The organism is Paenibacillus sp. FSL L8-0641 (assembly GCF_038006265.1).
GTDB classification, from domain to species: domain Bacteria; phylum Bacillota; class Bacilli; order Paenibacillales; family Paenibacillaceae; genus Paenibacillus; species Paenibacillus polymyxa_D.
The window spans coordinates 2,514,033-2,536,003 of record NZ_JBBOUW010000001.1 but is presented as its reverse complement, the minus strand read 5'-3'; the positions used below and the strand labels follow the sequence as shown (position 1 = coordinate 2,536,003).

The following is a 21,971-nucleotide window of genomic DNA, read 5'->3' as shown; positions in this document are numbered from 1 at the left end:
TTGAAATAATGTGGCTCTGCTGAGGATTGTCCAAAGAACCATTGCTGTATTGGGGTCAATTTAACTGCTCCCGAGACCACCCGCTGATCGGCTGTGCGGCTAACTTTGTGTACATGACTGCTCAGCAGTGAAATGGACGGATATTGGAACAAATCCTTCATCTCCAGCTTGTAGCCCGCTTGCAGCAAGCGGGACGATACCTGGATCGCTTTGATCGAATCGCCGCCCAGATCAAAGAAATTATCCAAAATGCCGACTCTCTTTGCTCCTAATACAGCCTGCCAAATGGACACTAACGTCTGCTCCAGTGCTGTGCGCGGCTCTACATAATCCGCTCCGCTTTGCAAGCTGCCCTCCGGTGCTGGCAGTGCCTTGCGGTCGATTTTACCGTTCGGTGTCAGTGGCATCTGCTCCAGCTGGATGAAATACGAAGGCACCATATAGTTGGGCAGATCCTCACCCAGTAAGCTACGCAGCTCCCCAGCGCTTACGTCTCTTTCAGCGACATAGTACGCCACCAGTTGGTTTTGCCCCTGTTCGTCCACCTGGGCCAGTACGATGACCTCTTGCACGTCTTCCACTTTCAAGATTTGTGCCTCGACCTCACCCAGCTCGATCCGGTAGCCCCGGATTTTCACCTGATGGTCAATCCGGCCCAAATATTCGATGTTGCCGTCTGGCATCCATCTCGCCAAGTCACCCGTACGGTACATTCGTTCATAGCCTGCTTCACCAACCGCAAACGGGTTCGCTACAAATTTCTCCGCCGTCAGCTCTGGACGATCCAGATATCCACGCGCCAGACCTGGACCAGACACGCACAGCTCACCTGCTACGCCTACCGGAGCCAAATGTCCATGCCCATCCACCATGTATACCCGATGATTCGGCACAGGACGTCCAATGGAAATGAGTTGTCCAGCCCTTGCATCCTCGGACACCGGCCAGATGGACGTTGCAACTGAGTTTTCAGTTGGACCGTAGCCGTTGTAGTACGCCACTTGATCCTTCCACTTGTATACCAGTTCGGTGGAAGATGCTGAACCCGCAGTGAACAGAATACGCAGGTGTGGCATCCGCTCTGGCTCCAGATACACCGCATAGGTCGGCGGCAAAGCGGCCACCGTAATCCGGTGATTCGCCATATATTGCTCAAACCGCTCGTAGTTCAAAATCGTCTCTGTCGTTGGCACATATAACGTGGCTCCGCAGAACAGCGCTTGGAAGATTTCCCAGCAAGCCGCATCAAACGAATAGCTAGCGAACAGCAACGCATGATCCGACGTGCGGATTCGAAGCGTCTGATCAAAATACGTTTTCAGATTGCACAGCCCGTGATGCTCCAGCATAACGCCCTTCGGCTGCCCTGTTGTACCCGATGTATAAATCACATACGCCAAATCATTTGGACCGGACCACGGCTCCAGGTTGGAACCATCCTCGTGATACACCGTTTGCGTTCCATCCAGCACCAGCACTTGGCCATCGATAACTGCTTTGTCCACCAGATGACTTTGTGTCAACAGTAGCTTCGCACCCGAGTCGTCCAGCATATAGCGGATACGCTCTTCCGGGTAGGTTGGATCGATGGGGACATATGCGCCTCCGGCTTTTAAAATCCCGAAGATGCCCACGATCATATCCACCGACCGCTCGGTCATCAGACCCACCAAACGATCTTTCGTCACGCCTTGACTGCGCAAGGTACGAGCCAGGCGATTGGCGCGTTCATTCAGCTCGCGATAAGTCAGCGTTTCTCCTTCAAAGAACAAGGCTGTCTGCTCCGGTGTCTGCGCCGTTTGCGTCTCGAACAAGCCATGGATCGTTTGCTCGCTTGCATAGGTTGCTGCTGTATTCCCCCAAACCTTAACGATTTGCTCACGCTCCTGCGCGGTTATCATATCCAGTTCATGTACACGGATGTTCGGATTCGCAGTTACCTGCTCCAGCAATTGCACCAGATGACCTCGAATTTGTTCTACACTTTCCCGTTCAAAGGCCAGAGCATTATAGCCAAAGCTCATGTGAATGGTGTTCCCCGGCAGCACCACCAGGTTAAAGTCATAGTTGGTCTGCTCGACGGACTCGGCTCCGGTGATCGTGAAGCTGGACGCCTCACCGCTACCTAATTGCTCGATTTGTTCCTCGACCGGATAGTTCTCAAAAATAAGAATATGGTTGATCAAATCCTGCTTAAGCTCCGACAGTCCCTGAATTTCATACAACGGATACGTATCATAGGCATGGGAAGCAATCGATTGCTCTTGGGTTTGCTTCATCACATCGGAGAATAGACTACCCACTTGACTACGGATACGCACCGGAATGGTATTGATAAACAGACCAATGATGTGCTCCACATTCGGAATGTCTGCCGGACGTCCAGATACCACGCTGCCAAACACGACATCATCGGTACCATTATATTTTTGCAGCAAAAGGCCCCAAACGGTCTGCATCAACGTATTGATCGTCACCTGATAACGCTTGGCTATGCGCTGAATACCAGCTGTGAGATCCGCGCCCAAATCAAAATCTAAACGCTCCGACTGATACCCCGTTTTGCCCTGAATTTTAGCCTGTGGCAAACGAGACTGCTCCTCGTATCCTTCCAGAGCCTTGCTCCAGTAGCTTGATGCGGCCTGACGATCCTGCTGCTCCAGCCATTCGATATATTGACTGTACGGCGTTACAGGGGCCAGTTCCGGTTGTTTATGGGCCAGGATCGCAAAATAGCTCGCAAACACTTCGTTGGTCACCAGCGACAAGCACCAGCCATCCATCACGATATGATGGAAACTCCATACAAAACGGTACGTCTCCTCACCTGTGCGCAACACAGTGACACGCATCAAGGCGTCTTGTGCTAGGTCAAAGCCTCTTTGCTTGTCTTTACGCGTAAATTCGAGCATGTATTCGTTTTGCTGCTCGTCCTTCATATCCCGCAAATCTTCCACATACAGTTCACTGCGCTTATTGCGGTACACAACCTGAAGCGGTTCATCCTGCCAGCCGCTGTAGAAGTTCGTGCGCAGTACCGTATGCCGCTGCATTAAAACATCCAAACTGGCCGCAAATGCAGCGATATTAAAATGTCCTCGCAGATCAAAGGAGGCCTGTTCAAAATATGCTCCCGATTGCGAATCCATCAGATTGTAAAAGAGCATCCCCTTTTGCATCGGCGTCAGTGCGTATACATTTTCCAGCTCACCGATACGTGTTGCCTGTTCCGCGATCTGTTCCAGCTCTCCAGTCGTCAAACCTTTAAAGGACACATCACTTGGAGTCAGCTGAGGCTGCTTTTGAGCGACGCAATGCGTAATCACCTCTTGCAAAGCGGATTGCAGCAGTCCTGCCACACGTTCCAGCGTTTCTTTGCGATACTGCTTGCGGCTGTAAGCAATCGTCAAGCGCAGCGTGCCTTCCGAGATCATCGCGTTTAAATCCAGCGTATATTGCAGCGGTGAATGTGCATCCTCTGTCTCCCCTGCACTATAGGGTGACAATGCGATTCCACTGTTTTGTAGATCCTGATCGACCTGACCCAAATAGTTAAAGCTGATTTCCGGTTCTGCTGCAATCGCATGCGCTTCACCTGATCCGGACGCAGGGGACAGGTAGCGCCAAGTGCCATAGGTTAGCCCTTTATGCGGAATCCGGCGCAGGCCTTCCTTCGTTTCTTTAATCCGCTGAGCCAGTGTCATTTCCTTGTCGGTCTCCAGCAGCACTGGATACAAGCTCGTAAACCAGCCTACGGTACGTGTCATATCCAGCTCTGGCAGGATTGCTTCCCGGCCATGGCCCTCCAGATTTACCAGCACCTGTCCTGCACCTGTCCAGTTGTGCACTGCGAGTCCCAGCGCGGTCAGCAGCAAATCATTGACCTCGGTGTTATAGGCGCGATAAGCCTGCTTCAACAGCTGCTGGGTTTCAGCTTCGGTCCACTCTACCGTCAGCACTTCGCTGTCTGCATTCAAGGAGTCCTTGTAGGCAAAATCCTTCGGCAGCGGTGCGGCTTCCGCTTTGGCCTGTTCCACCTGCTTCCAATAAACTTCATCCGAGGCAGCCTCAGGACGGTTGGCGTAAGACGACAACTCCCGTGCCCATGCTTGGAAAGAATCCGTTTTATAGGGCAATCGTACAGGCTCACCCTTGCTCGCCTGCTCGTAGCCTGTCGAGAAATCTTCGAACAGAATCCGCCACGACACTCCGTCCACCACCAAGTGGTGAATAGCTATGAGCAAATGATCGCCCTCGGCTGTGTGGAACACTCCCAGCTTCACCAGCGGTCCTTCGGACAGGTGAATGCTGCTTTGAATTTCATTTACCTTCGCTTCCAGCGCTTCCGCATAGACTACTTGTTCACGGTAGTCTGCGGTTTCCAGCGTATACAACGCGCCTTCATCTACACCGCGTGTCCAAGCCTCGTAACCGGATGAAGTCTGACGGAATACCGTACGCAGCGCATCATGATGCTTCACGATGTGATCCATGACTTGGCGAATCGCCGTCTCATCAAAGCCCTCGGCACGATAGAGCATGACCGCTTGATTAAAATGCTGCGGACGCTCGCGCTCCTGCGCAAAGAACCACTGCTGGATCGGAAGCAACGCGGTTTTCCCGCTTACTTCTCCTTGATCTGCCATACGGCTGACCTCATGCATATGCGGTGCCAGTGTTGCAACCGTTGGATACTGGAACAAATCCTTCATGTCCAGCTTATAGCCGACCTGGAACGCACGCGATGCGATTTGGATGGCCTTGATGGAATCGCCGCCTAGATCAAAGAAATTGTCCAAAATACCGACTGTCTGCAGCCCCAGTACCGACTGCCAGACCGCTACCAGTGCGCGTTCTTGCGCCGTACGCGGCTCTGCATAATCAGCTCCAGTTTGCAGGCTGCCTTCCGGTGCTGGCAGGGCCTTGCGGTCAATTTTGCCATTTGGACTCAGCGGCATCTGCTCCAGCTGTACAAAGTACGATGGCACCATGTAGCTTGGCAGCTCCCGGCCTAGCTCACTTCTCAGCTCGCTGGCACCGATCTCTTGCCCAGCGACATAGTACGCCACCATTTGTTTTTGGCCCGTTTCAGCCGCACGAGCCATGACGACGGCTTCGCGTACCGATTCCACTTGGAGCAGCTGCGATTCCACCTCGCCCAGCTCAATCCGGTAGCCCCGGATTTTCACCTGATGGTCGATCCGGCCCAGATATTCAATGTTGCCGTCCGGCATCCATCTCGCCAAATCGCCGGTGCGATACATCCGTTCATAGCCTGCTTCACCACCCGAAAACGGATCAGTTACAAATTTCTCGGTCGTCAACTCCGGACGGTTCAGATAACCTCGTGCCACACCGACACCACCGATGCACAGCTCCCCTGCAACCCCGATCGGCTGCAATTGCTCCGTGCCTTCCTTCACGATGTACAGACGAATGTTTTGAATCGGTTTCCCGATGGGAATGACTGTATATTCCCCATCCGGCTCGCAATCAAAGTACGATACGTCCACCGTCGCTTCGGTTGGGCCGTACAGGTTGATCAGCTTCGCTCCCGCAAGGCTCGATACAAGCTGTTGGAACCGGGCCACATGCTGTGGTGGCAATGCTTCACCACTGGCAAAGACATGGCGCAGCGTTGCCAGTTTCGCTTGCATCACTTCCCGTGGCTGCTGCTCCACGTACTCCAGAAACGCATGCAGCATAGCGGGTACAAAGTGCATCGTGGTTACGCCATCGCGGGCAATCGTGTCGACGATCTCTTCCGGGTTCTTTTCCCCGCCCACGGACAGCAAGCTTACCTTCGAGCCCACCAGCGACCACCAGAACAGCTCCCACACCGACACGTCGAAGGTGAAGGCCGTCTTTTGCAAGATCGTATCTTCCGCACTCAAGCCGTAACGATCATGCATCCACAAAATCCGGTTCAGCACGGAATGATGCTCCACCATCACGCCCTTCGGTTTTCCTGTGGAGCCGGAGGTATAGATGACATAGGCTACATGATGCGGCCCGGCCAGTGGCTCCAAATTCGAACCGTCTTTGTGGTAAATGTCTTGGCCATCCTGCTCCTGACGATCCAGCACCAGCACCTGACCGTCGAAACTCAGTGAGGCTTGCTCCGCCAGATGCGATTGCGTCAGCACCAGCTTCGCGCCCGAGTCCTCCAGCATAAAGCGGATGCGGTCGGCTGGATATTCTGGATCAATCGGCACGTAGGCTCCGCCTGCTTTGAGGATCGCGTAGATGCCTACGATCATGTCCAGCGAGCGGTGGACCAGAATGCCCACGGGCTGATCCGGTTCAACACCTTCCGCACGCAGCGTCCGAGCCAAACGGTTCGCGCGCTCATTCAGCTCAGCGTAGGTCAACGATTCCGCTCCGTACAACACCGCCACTTGCTCCGGCGTGTTCGCTGCCTGCTGCTCAAACAGACTGCTTAGCGTTTGATCCTGCGGATAGGCTGCCGCCGTATCGCCCCAGACCTGAACGATCTGTGCCTGTTCTTGCGGGGTCACCAATGCCAGCTCATTCACACGGATATTTGGGTTGTCTACGATTTGTCCGATGACGTGGTCGATATGACCCTGGATACGCTCCATTGCAGACCGGTTATACACCAGCGCATTGTATTCAAGTAGGATAGAGATATCTTCGTCAGGCACGACAATCAGGTTGAAATCGTAGTTGGTTTGCTCGGCAAGTGCCACATTGGCAATAGAGAAGCCAGTTTGTGCCTTTGTCTCGCCGGAACCGCCCATCTGCTTCATCTGCTGCCCAATCGGGTAGTTTTCAAAGACCATGATGTGATGAATCAGGTCTTGTTTTTGTTCAGTCCGTGCCTGAATATCGTAGAGCGGAAACGTATCATAGACACTGGAGGCCAAAGCCTGTTCCTGTGTGCGCTGCAATACTTCAGCAAATGTAGCATTCCGTTCACTTTGAATCCGAACCGGTATGGTGTTGATAAACAATCCAATCATGTTCTCCACACCTGGAATGTCTGCCGGACGACCGGATACCACACCACCAAACACAACATCCTGATTATTATTGTATTGCTGTAAAATAACGCCCCACACACTTTGCAGCAAGGTGTTAATCGTGACATGTTGTTGCTTGGCCATTTGGTTTAATGCGGCACTCCGTTCTTTACCCAACATAAATGGCAGTTTTTCCAAAACATAGCCAGAATTTGAACTTTGACCGCTTCTGTTTGTGTCGTCATCTCGTTCTGCCACAGAAACATGCGTATTCTCACCAGGCAACAAGGTTCGCTGCTCAAAACCTGCCAAATAGTCACTCCAATAACGGGTCGCTTCCTGTGCATCTTGATGTTCCAACCATTCGATATAGTCACTATACGGCTTGACAGGTGCGAGCTCTGGCTGCTTATTCTCCAGCAAGGCAGCATAGGCACCAAACACTTCGTCCGTCATCAGGGACAGGCACCAGCCGTCCATCACAATATGATGGAAGCTCCATACAAAACGGTATGAGCTTTCACCCGTGCGGAAGACGGATACTCGCATAAGCGCATCCTTGCTTAGATCAAAGCCTCGAGCTTTATCTTGAACCACAAACTCAGCTACAGCATGTTCACGCCCTCTGACATCCTGATAATGGAAGATCGGACTTTTATGACGATAGACGATTTGCAAGGGTTGTCCATGCCAGCCGCTGTAGAAATTCGTCCGTAATATAGCATGCCGGCTCACCAGCAGATTCAAGCTTTCCTCGAATAGGGAAGGCTCCAAGTGGCCCTCCAGATCAAAGGTCGCCTGCTCAAAATACACGCCTGTTTCTGCATTCATTAGACTGTGGAACAGCATACCCTTTTGCATGGGAGTTAACGGGTACACATTTTCCAATTCCCCAACCGTCTTGGTCTGCTCCTTAATCGTATCTAATTGCTCCAGGGTCAGACCTTTGAACAGTACATCACTTGGAGTTAATTCGATCCGATCTCGTGTAACACAATGCTCGATAACTTCAAGCAGATTGGATTTCAACAGGTTGGCTAACATTTGGACCGTATCTTTACGGAAGGCTTTGCTGTTATACCGAATGTCCAGTTCCAGGATGCCGTTCGTTACGATTCCGCTCACATCGAGCGCAAATTTCATCTTCGTCCGGTCACTAACGACCGATCCCATCGAATAAGGAGACCTACGCAGATCGTTGTTTTGCAAGTCCTGATCAAACTGTCCGAGATAGTTAAAGCTCACTTGCGGCTCAGCAAAAGCTTGATGTTGAGCAAGATTCAGTGCATCTGCTTGCTGACCCATGGCTTGGCCAGATTCACTCAAATATCTCCAAATTCCGTAGCCCATTCCTTGATTCGGAATATCACGCAGACTCTCTTTGACCTGTTTGATGCGTCCCGACAAAGCTGGATCACGACCGATGTCCAGCCATACCGGATATGGACTCGTAAACCAGCCTACCGTACGAGAAAGATCCGTATCCGGTAAAATGTTCTCACGTCCGTGTCCCTCCAGATTGATCAGGCTACGTTCATGGCCGGTCCATGTGTACAGCATCATGCCCAAAGCCGTCAGCAACAGATCGTTCACTTCCGTGTTGTACGCGCGGTGCGCTTGCTTCAATAGTCTCTCTGTCTCTTCTTCCGTAAGCTGGAAGACCACTGTATCGGTGTCAGCCAAAGTAAATGAGTCAGCCTGCGCTTGATCCTCAGGCAATCGTACTTGGTCAGACAAAGCGACTGCGTTCCATTGCTCCCAGTAGGCGTGCTCACTGTCCATGGCTGTGCTATTCGCATACTTGGAAAGTTTTTGTGACCAGGAACGGAATGAATCCGTTTTGTCCGGCAGCTGAAGCACTTTCTGATGAACGGCCTGTTCATAGGCAGTAGCCAAATCCTCAAACAAAATACGCCAGGATACCCCGTCCACGACCAAATGGTGAATCGCCATCAGGAGATGATCGCCATCTACACAGTGGAACAAACCTGCTTTAAACAGCGGCCCTTCATGCAGTTGGATACTCCTTTGAATTTCACTGGCTTTCGCCTCAATGGCTGCGCTGAGCGTGGCTTTATCCGTCAAGTTCGTAAAGTCCACCACATCCAGATGATACAGCTCACCTTCCTGTATTCCGCGACTCCATGCTTGATAGCCTTGTTCTGTCTTGCTGAACACCATCCGCAAAGCATCATGATGCTTTGTCAGCTTGCCAAGCGCCTGACGCAGAGCCGACTCGTCAAACCCCTGCTCCCGGTGCAGCATAACCGCCTGATTAAAATGATACGCATCCACTTGCTCCTGCGCAAAGAACTCGTGCTGGATCGGAAGCAACGCCGTTTCTCCGCTTACTTCTCCCTGATCTGCCATACGACTGACCTCATGCATATGCGATGCCAGGGTTGCGACGATGGGATAGCGGAACAAATCCTTCATGTCCAGCTTGTAGCCGGCCTGGAATGCACGCGATACGATTTGAATCGCCTTGATCGAATCGCCACCCAGATCAAAGAAATTGTCCAACATACCGACGGTTGGCACACCCAGGACGGACTGCCAGACCGCTACAAGCGCTCGTTCCGGTGCAGTGCGTGGCGCTACATAATCCGCACCGCTGTGCAGATTGCCTTCCGGTGCTGGCAGGGACTTGCGGTCGATTTTACCGTTCGGTGTCAGCGGCATCTGCTCCAACCAGATGAAATACGACGGCATCATATAGCTTGGCAGTTCTTGTCCCAGCTCATGTCTCAGCTCACCGGCTCCCAGTTCTTGACTCGCCACATAGTACGCCACGAGCTGTGTTTGACCCGTTTCGTCCGTGCGTGCCATGATGACCGCTTCTTGTACCGACTCCACCTGCAACAGCTGCGATTCGATCTCGCCCAGTTCGATTCGGTAGCCCCGAATTTTCACCTGATGGTCCATCCGCCCCAAATATTCAATGTTGCCGTCCGGCGTCCATCTCGCCAAATCGCCTGTATGGTACATCCGCTCATGGCCTGCCTTACCCCCAGCAAACGGATTAATCACAAATTTCTCGGCCGTCAGTTCTTCACGTTTCCAATACCCACGGGCCAATCCTTCCCCGGCAATACATAACTCGCCCGGCACACCGACGGGCTGCAATTCTCCACTCGCATTCATGATATAGATTTGGGTATTCGCAATAGGACGTCCAATATTAATATGCTGAGCATGGGTCAGTTCCTGCACGGCCGACCACACCGTCGTTTCTGTAGGTCCGTACATGTTATAAATACGGGGACCGTCTATCTCTTGCAGTGCTGCGAGCAGCTTGGACGGAAGAGCTTCGCCCCCAACCATAATTGCCTTCACGCTTTGCAGCACGCGCGAGCCTGCTTCATGACTCAACAGCATTTGTAACCGGGATGGGGTCATTTGCAACATCTCAATCGAATGTTGAGTAATCAACTCACCCAGCGCCTGAGGATTCACCTGATGCTGGCTGTCGCCAAGCACAACCGTCATTCCACCCAACAGGGGGAGAATGGTTTCCAATACGAAAATATCGAATGAAATGGTCGTCAGTGACAACATGGTTTGGCTCGCTTCAAAATCAATGACTTCGCGCATCCCAGTAATAAAGTTGAGGACCGAGCGATGCTGGAGCATAACTCCTTTCGGATTTCCAGTCGAACCCGACGTATAGATGACATAAGCCAAATGCTCTGGGCGGGCAATCGTCTCCAGGTTGCTACTTTCTCCCTGATACAATGCGGCATCCTCAAGAAACAGGGTATTGGCATGGCAATGGTGTTCTTCTGCCAGTTCACGACGGGTCAGAAGCACTGCGGCCTCGCTGTCTTCCAGCATGTATGCAATACGAGAGGATGGAAATTCGGGATCAATCGGCACATAAGCACCGCCTGCTTTTAGCACAGCCAGCAGACCTACGATCATTTCCACGGAACGCTGCACCATCAGACCGACCAGTTTGTCAGGTCCTACTCCCTGGGCTTGAAGCATTCGAGCCAATGAATTGGCACGTTCATTCAGCTCCCGATATGTCAGACGCTGATGTCCAAACACCAATGCTACCTGATCCGGCGTACACTCCACCTGATCCTCGAACAGCTGATGAATCGTCTGATGGGACGGAAATGCACAAGCGGTGTCATTAAAGGCCGCTGTAATCTGTTGTTTTTCTGCTGCTGTGAGTAGTTCCAGCTCTTCCACCCGAACATGCGGGTTGAGCGAAATTTGCTCCAGCAAACGTGCAAAATGTCCATACAAGCGCTCAATACCTGCTTGATCAAAGCTGAGCGTGTTATACATAAAACGAATCTTGATACCTTCTCCTGGCATCACGACGACGTTTAGATCGTAGTTCGTTTGCTCTGTAGCCACCACATTCGAAATTGTAAATGGTTCCTGTCCTTCACTGCCCAGCTGCTCTACCTGCTGCTCCACCGGATAATTTTCAAATATCATAATATGATTGATCAAATCCTGCTTCTGCTCGGTCAGTGCTTGAATTTCATACAGCGGGAACGCATCATAACCATTGGAAGCCAGCGCCTGCCGCTGTGTTCGTCTCATCAGCTCGACAAAACTTTCACCTGGTTCAGACTGCACACGCACTGGAATTGTATTAATAAATAGCCCGATCATGTGCTCCACACCTGGAATATCCCCTGGACGACCGGACACAACGCTGCCAAACACGATATCCGTACTGTTGTTATATTTTTGCAACAGAACGCCCCATACGGTCTGAATCAGCGTATTGATCGTGACCTGATTTTGCTTCGCTACCCGTTCGATCTGAGCAACCAGCTCTGGCTGGAAGTCACATTCCAGATCTTCAGCGACATATAGCCCGGCTTGCATCGATTTCGGCTGTGTTTTTTGCTGAGGAAGCGTAATTTGCTGCTCATAGTCCGCCAGATACCCACGCCAATATTGCAAAGCTGCCTCACGGTCCTGACGTTCCAGCCATTCGATAAATCGACTGAACGGCGTGACAGGCTCCAGCGCTGGCTCATGACCGGCGCGCAGTGTCAGATAGCTGCCAAATACCTCCTGTGTCATAAAGGACAAGCACCAGCCATCCATCAAAATGTGATGGAAGCTCCAAACAAAGTGATACGTTTCATCCCCCGTTTGCAAAATGGAGACACGAATGAGTGCATCCTCTGCGAGATTGAATCCTTTCGCTTTGTCCTCGATGGCAAAAGCTTCAACACGAGCTTCTCGTTCCTCTTTTTCTAGTCCGCGCAAGTCTTCATAATATATTTGTCCGCTACGGTTGCGGAAGACGACCTGTACAGGCTCATCCTTCCATGAACTGATAAAGTTCGTCCGCAATGCCTCATGACGCTGCACGAGCAGATCAAAGCTTTTACCAAAAGCAACCACATCAAAACGACCGTTCAACTCAAAGGTGGCCTGTTCAAAATAAGCTGCCGAATTTTCATCCATCAGACTGAAGAAGAGCATGCCCTTTTGCATCGGCGTCAAAGCATACACATTTTCCAGCTCACCCATATCTTGCGTATCCTTCACCAATTGCTCCAGCTCATCCAGTGTTACATGATTTAACAGGACATCACTTGGGGTCAGCACCGTTCTTTCTTGAGCGACACAATGATGAATCACCTCACGCAAGCCGGATGCCAGCAGCTCTCCAAGTCGTGCAATCGTCTCATGACGGAATTGCGTTGTACCGTAGCGAATCGTGAAAATCAGTTCTCCATCCTCGATGACTCCATTGATATCCAGTGCAAAATCCATAGCCGCATTCGTGCTGACAGGCACACCGATGGAATAGGAGGAAGGCTCCAGATCATTGCCTTTATAATCCTGATCGAATTGGCCCAAATAGTTAAAACTGATCTCAGGCTGAGCCTTTAACTGCACGCCTGCTTTCTCCAGAACATTCGTATCCGACAGGTATCGTAAAATACCATAGCCGATGCCTTTCTGCGGAATATGACGCAGCCCTTCCTTGACCCGTTTGATCAGACGAGCCGTATTCCCCCCTTGTCCCAGACTTCCATCCAGTACAACCGGGAACTGGCTCGTAAACCAACCGACTGTCCGCGTAATATCCACATCCGGTACAATAGCTTCCCGTCCATGGCCCTCCAGGTTGACCAGCACCCGTTCAGAACCAGACCAGTCATATACGGCTTTTCCGAGCGCAGCCAGCAGCAGGTCATTCATTTCCGTGTTGTATGCGCGATGAGCTTGTTTGAGCAACTGCTCGGTTTCCTGCTTCGTCCAGCGGACCGTCACAACCTCACTGTCCCCAAGCAGTGCATTGTCATTCGCAAAATCCTTTGGCAAAGGCTTCGCAAGACTGGCTTCTGCTTGTTCGATATGCTGCCAGTAAGCAAGCTCCCGCTCCATCGTCGCGCTATTCGCATAGGCCGACAGCTGCTCGGCCCATACCTGGAATGAATCTGTTTTATGCGGCAGCCGAATAGCTGTGCCTGTTTTACCTGCAACAGCCTGCTCATAACCGGATGCCAAATCCTCCAGCAAAATACGCCACGATACGCCGTCCACAACCAAATGATGAATGACGATTAGCAAATGGTCGCCCTCAGCGCAGTGGAACAGACCGAGCTTCACCAGCGGCCCCTCGCTCAAATGAATGCTGGCTTGAATTTCACTCGCCTTAGCTTCTACAGCGGTGGATTCGTCTTCAACTCCACTAAAATCTACAATGTCCAGCGTGTATAGCTCGCCTTCCTCTACACTGCGGTTCCAAGCTGCATAGCCTTGCTCCGTCTCACTGAATACCGTGCGCAATGCGTCATGATGCTGGACAATACGGTCCATTGTACGGCGTAGCGCGTTGACGTCAAAGCGCCCAGCTCGGTACAGCATCATCGCCTGATTGCTGTGGTGCAGATCAGCAGGCTGCTGCTCGAAGAACCATCGCTGAATGGGTGTCAGATCTACCTTGCCTACTGCTTCTTCCTGACTGGCCATCTTACCATCTGTACGAAGCAAAGGACTGAGCGCCGCTACCGTCGGATTGCTGAAGAGATCCTTCATGTTCAATCGATAGCCTGCTTGCAGCAAGCGGGACGATACTTGCAGTGCTTTGATCGAATCGCCGCCCAGTTCAAAGAAGTTATCCTGCGTGCCTACCGCTTCCACGCCGAGTACTCCGGCCCACACTGCAGCCAGTACTTGCTCTGCCGTAGTACGTGGTGCCACATAGGCTGCACCCGTATGGATGCTTCCCTCCGGATCCGGCAAGGCCTTGCGATCGATTTTGCCGTTGCTGGTCAGCGGAATCGTCTCCAGTCGCATCAAGCGTGCTGGCACCATATGCGCTGGTAACCCGGATTCCAGTTCTGCTTGTACTTCCTCGATCCGCAGCTCAGCTTCTCCCGTGATGTACCCGCACAAGTACTTGTGTCCACGCTCATCCGTCCGGTCGATGACTACGGCTTGACGCACACCCGGTACCCGCTGGATCGCCGTTTCAATCTCGCCCAGCTCAATCCGGTAGCCCCGGATTTTGACCTGGTAGTCCATCCGACCGATAAAGTCCACATTGCCGTCTGGCATCCACCGCGCCAGGTCACCTGTGCGGTACAATCGTTCACCGGCTACATACGGATTCGCCACGAATTTCTCGGCCGTCAGGTCTGGGCGGTTCAGGTATCCACGTGCCACTCCAGCACCGCCAATGCACAGCTCGCCCAGTACGCCGATCGGCACCGGATTCAGCTGGCTGTCCACGATGTAGAAGCGTGCGTTCAGCCATGCCTGACCAATCGGCACACTGCCGCTACTTGGCAGCTTTGACAGTTCTTCGTCGTAGAAGCTGGAGTCAATCGTCGCTTCCGTGACGCCATAGCTGTTCATAATGCGAATATCTGCGCCAAACCGTTCTTGCAGCACCCGATAATCCGTCACGCTGCAGCTATCCGAGCTGGTGATCAGCAGTTCCAGACTGCTCATGTCAAGGCCCTGTTCATGCACATGCTGCATAAACGGTACGATTAAAGCCGGTGTGGATTCGAACACCGTAATCTGATAATCGTGAATCCAGCCATACAGACGGCTTGGATCAATGCGGTCGTCTTTCGGGCAGATGACCATCGTGCCACCGTTATAGAGCGCCCGCGCGATATCGCCGACGAACACGTCGAAGGAGAAGCTTGCCAGTTGCAGCAGCCGTACCGGGAACTGGTTCAAACGGTAATCCCGTCGGTATGCCACAGCTGTGTTTACCAAACTGTGATGCTCGATCATGACACCCTTCGGACGTCCCGTTGTACCGGAGGTGTAGATCACATATGCCAGATCCTGCGGCTCGTTGATATGTTCCACATCCGTGGCATCTCCGGTGTACAACGACTCATCGTCCAGCGCCAATACAGTACGCAGACGCAGCCCTGTTGCCGGTTCGGATGCTTCTTCGTTGTCAGAACTCGAATCTAATTTAAAACTTACGCCTTCACTCAGGCTGCCTCTTTCCATCGTTTCAGCGCCAGCCGCTATTTCCAACTCGCCCTCAGACTGCCCACCGGCCAAGACCTGTCGGCTCTCCTCCAGCCATGCTTGCGCGCGTTCCTGCAAACCTGTTTGCGTAAGCAGCACCGTAGCGCCGCTGTCCTCGAGCATAAAGCGGATACGTTCTGAAGGATAATCTGCATCCAGTGGCACGTATGCACCGCCGGCCTTCCACACCGCCAGTACGCCGACCATCATGTCCACCGATCGCTCGCTCAAAATACCAACAATGGATTCACGCCCAATGCCTTCCTTTCGCAATCTACGAGCAAGTTGATTCCCACGCTCGTTCAGCTCGCGGTACGTAAGCTGCCGCTCCTCGTATACCACTGCCACATGATCCGGCACAAGCTGCGCTTGTTCTTCCACATAGACGTGGAACAACCCTTCTGATTGCTTTTCATCACTCCATGCAGCTACGCCCACGGATCCAAAACCATCGATGATTTTTGCTTTTTCCGCAGCAGTCACCAGCTCAAGTTCATCTACCAGCGCATCTGGTCTGTTAATCGCTTCTTCAATCATATGCAGCAAATGCTCGCGGATTTGCTCTACAGCCGTGCGTTCCAATACTTGCGCGTTGTACTCCAAATGGACATGAATTTCATCGCCCGGCACAACCGTAATGTTGAAATCATAGTTCGTTTGCTCCGACACGGAAGCATTTGCAATCGTAAAGCCATTCGTGCCACGACTGCCCATTTGCTCCATGCGCTGTTCCACCGGGTAGTTTTCAAACACCATAATATGGTTCACCAGGTCCTGTTTCTGCTCTGTTAGGGCCTGAATTTCATACAACGGATAGGTTTCATAGGCACGGGAAGCCAGTGCCTGCTCCTGTATCTGCTTCATTAACGCAGCAAACGTCATATCTTTCTCACTGTGAACTCGTACAGGAACCGTATTAATGAACAAACCAATCATTTTATCGATGCCCGGAATATCCGCTGATCTGCCGGATACGACACTGCCAAATACAACATCCCGACTGTTGTTATACCGTTGCAGCACAACGCCCCACGCTGCTTGCAGAAGGGTATTGACCGTTACTTGCTTCTGCTTAACCAGCTTGTTCATCCGTTCCGTCACTTCGTGGCCCAGTGTAAACGAAAGCTTGTCCGCTTCATATTCTTTAGCGTGACTGTCCAGCTGTTTTACCTGCGGTAATACGGTCTGCTGCTCAAAGCCAGCAAAATAATCACTCCAGAACCGTTCACCCTCCACGTTGTCCTGCCGATCCAGCCATTCAATGTATTCGCTGTATGGTGTTACCGGAGCGAGCTCCGGCTTGCGGTCTTCGAGGATGGCAAAGTACGTATTAAATGCTTCCCCTACAACAAGGAACAAGCACCAACCGTCCATCAAAATATGATGGAAGCTCCACACAAAACGATACGACTCCTCGCCTGTACGTAAAATAGACACCCGCATCAGCTCGCCTGAGCTGAAATGAAAGCCTTCGGCTTTGTCGCGTTCAGCAAAATCAGCAATGTATGCGTCCTGCTCACCTTGTTCCATCGAACGTACATCTTCAAAACGGAACCCGGCGTGCTTGTGACGGTACACCACCTGTAAAGGCTGCTCATTCCATCCGCTATAAAAATTCGTTCTGAATATTTGATGGCGATCCACCAGCTGATTTAGGCTTTCGGCAAAAGCCTCCACTTGAAAGCTGCCTTGCAGATCAAATGTCGCCTGCTCAAAGTACGCCCCGGATTGCGGCTCCATTAAGCCGTGGAACAGAATGCCTTTTTGCATGGGTGTGAGCGAATAAATGTTTTCCAGTTCTCCCGCAGCAGCCGTCTGCTCTACAATATGATCCAGCTCTCCAGCCGTCAGTCCTTGGAAGGACAAGTCGCTTGGTGTCAGCTCCGGCAACTCTTTACCCACACAGTGAGCCAATACCTCACGTAAGCCCTCCTGCAACAGATCAGCCAGCTTTTTGATTGATTTTTTCATAAACATTTTGTTGCTGTAGCTGATCGTCAGTTCCAGTGCACCGTCCGTGATCATGCCGTTGATATCCAGAGCATACCGCTTGGTCAACGTGTCACTCATGGAAGCTCCGATGGAATAAGGAGACATGCGGAAGGCATTATTCTTTAAATCCTGATCGAATTGTCCGAGATAGTTAAAGCTGATTTCTGGCTCGGCAACAAAAGCTGCTTCTCCTTCACCGCTAGCAAGATATCTCAAAATCCCGTATCCAATCCCTTTATGCGGCAAACGGCGCAGCCCTTCTTTGACGTTCTTGACACGCCGTCCTACATTCCGATCCTCGCCCATATTGAGTACAACCGGGAATTGACTGGTAAACCAACCGACTGTGCGCGTAATATCCATATCCGGCAAAATGGCTTCCCGTCCATGACCCTCCAGATTTACAAGCACCTGACGGATGCCCGCCCACTCCTGAATTGCAGTGCCCAGAGCTGTCAGTAAGAGGTCGTTCGCTTCCGTATTGTAGGCCCGATGAGCTTGTTTCAAGAATTGTTCTGTTTCTTCTACCGTCCACGCTACGGTCAGCGTTCGATCATCGCGAAGCTGTGGCTTGGCCTGAGATTTACGAGTGTAATCCTTAGGCAAGGATGCCTGGCTTTTCCCTGCTTCCTCAATTTGCTCCCAATACGCACGCTCCTTCTCCAATGCTGTGCTGTTCGCATAAACTGACAGCTGATTAGCCCAAAGGCGGAAGGAATCCGTTTTATTCGGCAAACGGACAGACTCGCCCCGTAAAGCCTGTTCATAGCCGGTTGCCAAATCCTCCAACAAAATACGCCAAGACACACCGTCAACCACCAAATGATGGATTGCTACCAACAAATGGTCTCCATCGTTGCAACGGAACAGACCCAGCTTTACCAGCGGTCCTTCATCTAGACGGATGCTGCTTTGGATTTCGTTGGCTTTGTTCTCCAGCAAATGAGCAAAGTCAGACTCCCTTGTGTAATCCACCACTTCGAGGCTATACAGCTCTCCTTCTTGCACGCCTCGGTTCCATGCTTCATACCCACCGTCTGCATTCTGGCGGAATACGATGCGCAAAGCATCATGATGCTCGACAATGCTTTGCAGTGCCTGACGAAGCGCCGTTTCGTCCAGTCGATCCTCACGATGCAGCATCAGAGCCTGGTTATAGTGCTCAGGATTGGATGGCTGCTGTTCAATGAACCAGTGTTGAATCGGTGTCAATGCCACGGTTCCACTAACTTCTCCTTGATCGGAAACGCGGGTCACCCGCTGCACCCGTCCATTCAGCTCAGCAATCGTCGGATACTGGAACAACTCCCTCATTTCCAGCTTGTAACCATTTTGCAGCAGTCTTGAAGACACTTGGATGGCCTTGATCGAGTCGCCGCCCAAATGGAAAAAGTTATCCAGAACACCAATCTGTTCGATTCCCAGTACAGATTGCCATACCGATACCAATGTCCGCTCTACCTCATTACGGGCTGCTACATAATCCTCGCCGGAATCCACGCTTCCCTCCGGTTGCGGCAACGCCCGACGATCCACTTTGCCATTTGGTGTTAACGGCAATTGATCCATCTGCACAAAATACGACGGCACCATATAACCCGGCAATTCTTGGCTCAAGGTGCTTCGCAACTCACTAGCCGCGATATCCACAAGGGTGACTACATATGCGCAGAGTTGTTTCTGTCCCTGCTCATCCTCACGTGCAATGACGACAGCTTCTTGTACCGCATCTAGCTTCAAGAGCTGCGCTTCCACCTCGCCCAGCTCAATCCGGTAGCCCCGGATTTTCACCTGTGCGTCGATCCGTCCTTTGTATTCCAGCGTTCCATCCTCATTCCAGCGAACCAAATCGCCTGTACGGTAGCAGCGCTCTCCGCTACGGAACGGACTATCTACGAATTTTTCAGCCGTTAAATCAGGACGGTTCCGGTAGCCACGTGCCACCCCATCACCGCCGACGATCAGCTCACCCCATGCTCCAACAGGCTGAAGCTGCATGGAACGGTCTACGACATACGCTGTGGAGTTGTGGATCGGACGCCCAATCGGCACCGATTCCAATTGCACGCTGGCAATCGTATGAGTTGTAGAAAAAGTTGTATTTTCCGTCGGACCATAACCGTTAATAATCCGCAGGGACGGATGAGCCTCCAGTACCCGGTTAATATGCGGTACGGACAGCACATCACCACCGACCAGCAGTTCTTCTACCCCCTCGAACAGCTCCAAGTCCTGCTGAGATAGCTGGTTAAAGAGCGGCGCAGTCAGCCACATTGTCGTGATACCATGGTTGCGCACGGCTTCCTTGAGCTTGGGAGCGTCCAAAATAACATCCTGACTCACCAGCACGAGCTGTCCACCATTCAATAGCGCACCCCAAATTTCGAAGGTGGACGCGTCAAAGACAACGGCGCCAGTTTGCAAAATGCGCGTGTCAGCACCCAGTTGCGCATAGTTTGTATGCTTTACCAAACGCACGACATTGCGATGTTCTACCATAACTCCTTTGGGCTGTCCCGTCGTGCCCGAAGTGTACATCAAATAAGCTAGTCGGTTTCCAAATTTACGTTCTTGTGTCCCAGCAGTGCTGTCTACGACAGACGAGGACGATTCCTTTAAAATCTCATTTTTCGGATTTGTATAATCGGCATAATCCACATGATAAGCCTCGTTTTGCTCCCCATGTACGGTATTCAAGCCTTGGTCATCCTCTGCCGCGTACACCTTAGCATCGCTTAGATCCAGCACGATTCCGGTGTATTCCTCCGGTTGCTGTTCTGCACGCTGCACCAGCAACAACTTCGCTCCCGAATCTTCCAACAGGTAACGTACACGTTCAGCCGGATAATCAGGGTCAATGGGTACATATGCACCGCCCGCTTTGAGAATCGCCAACATGCCGACGATCATATCCGTGGAACGCTCAGCAACGATACCTACAGTTTGCTCGGCGGTAACACCGTGTCCGCGCAACGTGTGAGCCAGTTGATTTGCTTTTACATTCAGTTCGCCATAAGTTAAACGGGCATTTCCAAACACAACTGCTGTCTGATTCGGTGTATGTTCAGCCTGTTCCTCAAACAACTCATGAATGCCTGCTTCGTGTGGATATTCCACCGCTGTAGCATTGAATACGTCGACGATTTGCGCCCGTTCTTCCTCACTGATCAGCGACAATTCCTGTATCCGCTTGTGTGGGCCCTGCACCATATGCTCCGCCACACTCAAAAATTGCCGAATAATTCGAGCAATTTCCTGTTCACTAAACAGCTCGGTACGATAATCCAGATACAGCACGAGTCTATCATCATCCAGCATTTCAACCATGTGAATATCGAAGTCGTTCACCGTATCTCCGCAGAAATCGTTATCCACCTGCTGAATCGCTTCATCAAACCGGGAGAAACTCAAGGTGCGGTACTGAATGGAAGCACCAAACAGACGCTGAATGTCCAGGCTGCTTTGCTGTTCACGCAAATCCTGAATAATTTTGTTGTACGGGTAACGCTGATGCCGCAAAATGGACGCCTGCTCCTTCCCTACACCTTGCAGAAAGGTCAGCAGTTCGGATTCTGGTTCGACCAACAGACGCGTAGCCACGGTGCTGACGAACATACCGATGGTATCCTTTTCCTTCTTAGACGTACGGTTGGCATAGAGTGTCCCCACGGTTAAGTCCTGCTCCCCCGTCACTTTATGCAAATAAATATACAGAGCCGCCAGGAAGAACGTGAAAATACTAATTTTATGCTCTTCGCAAAAAGCCGTAACACCACGATACAACTCATGTTCCAGTATAAAGCTCTCCCGGCGTGCAGCTGTACTCAGTGTCAGCGGGTTATATGATTTCAAACCTGTAGTCTCAGGCAAATCGGCAAACTTTTCCGTCCAGTACGTTTTGTCCTTTTGATAACGGTCTGATTGCTCATAACTTTGCTCTACCTGGATAAAATCCAGATAGGGATTGCCTTTGGTCGGCGCATCTTGGCCTGTACCATGCACAATATCCATATAATGTCCTGTGATTTCATTAATGGCCTGATTCATGGACACGCCGTCTGAAATAATATGATGCATTTTAAAATTAAACCAGGTTTCTTCTGTTCCGAGCTGCAAGATAACAAATCGGTACAGCTGCGAATCCAACAATGAGAACGGCTGTGGATTATGATGCTTTAACCATACATTCGCTTCTTCCGGGGTAACTTGGATCGTTTCTATACTTTCTGCCGTAAATGGCTCTACATATTGATATGGAATCCCATCCTGAGCAGTAATTTTGATACGAAAAGAATCATTTTGGGCAATTACCCGATTCATTGCTTGCTGCAAGGCATCTATGCGAACAGTTCCCCTGATCTTTACAGTAGCAATAATTGTTGAAGTGTTCCGATGAGGATACAAAAGCTCCGTATACCAAATACGTTGCTGTGGCTGGCTTAAGGAAAACAATTGAACATCTTGCTGTGTCATCCGTCTCTCTCCTCACAAAATAGATATTTGGTAAAA

1 protein-coding gene (only partly in view) is annotated in these 21,971 nt (G+C 51.4%); it reads right to left on the bottom strand.

The genetic code is table 11. The features are described 5' to 3' along the window. On the bottom strand, nucleotides 1-21,935 hold the 5' portion of the coding sequence (locus tag MKY16_RS11490; RefSeq protein ID WP_340955370.1) for a non-ribosomal peptide synthase/polyketide synthase. It extends 20,245 nt beyond the left edge of the window; only the first 21,935 of its 42,180 coding nucleotides appear in the window; its start codon is at nucleotides 21,933-21,935; the stop codon falls past the left edge of the window. Nucleotides 21,936-21,971 lie beyond the last annotated feature (36 nt).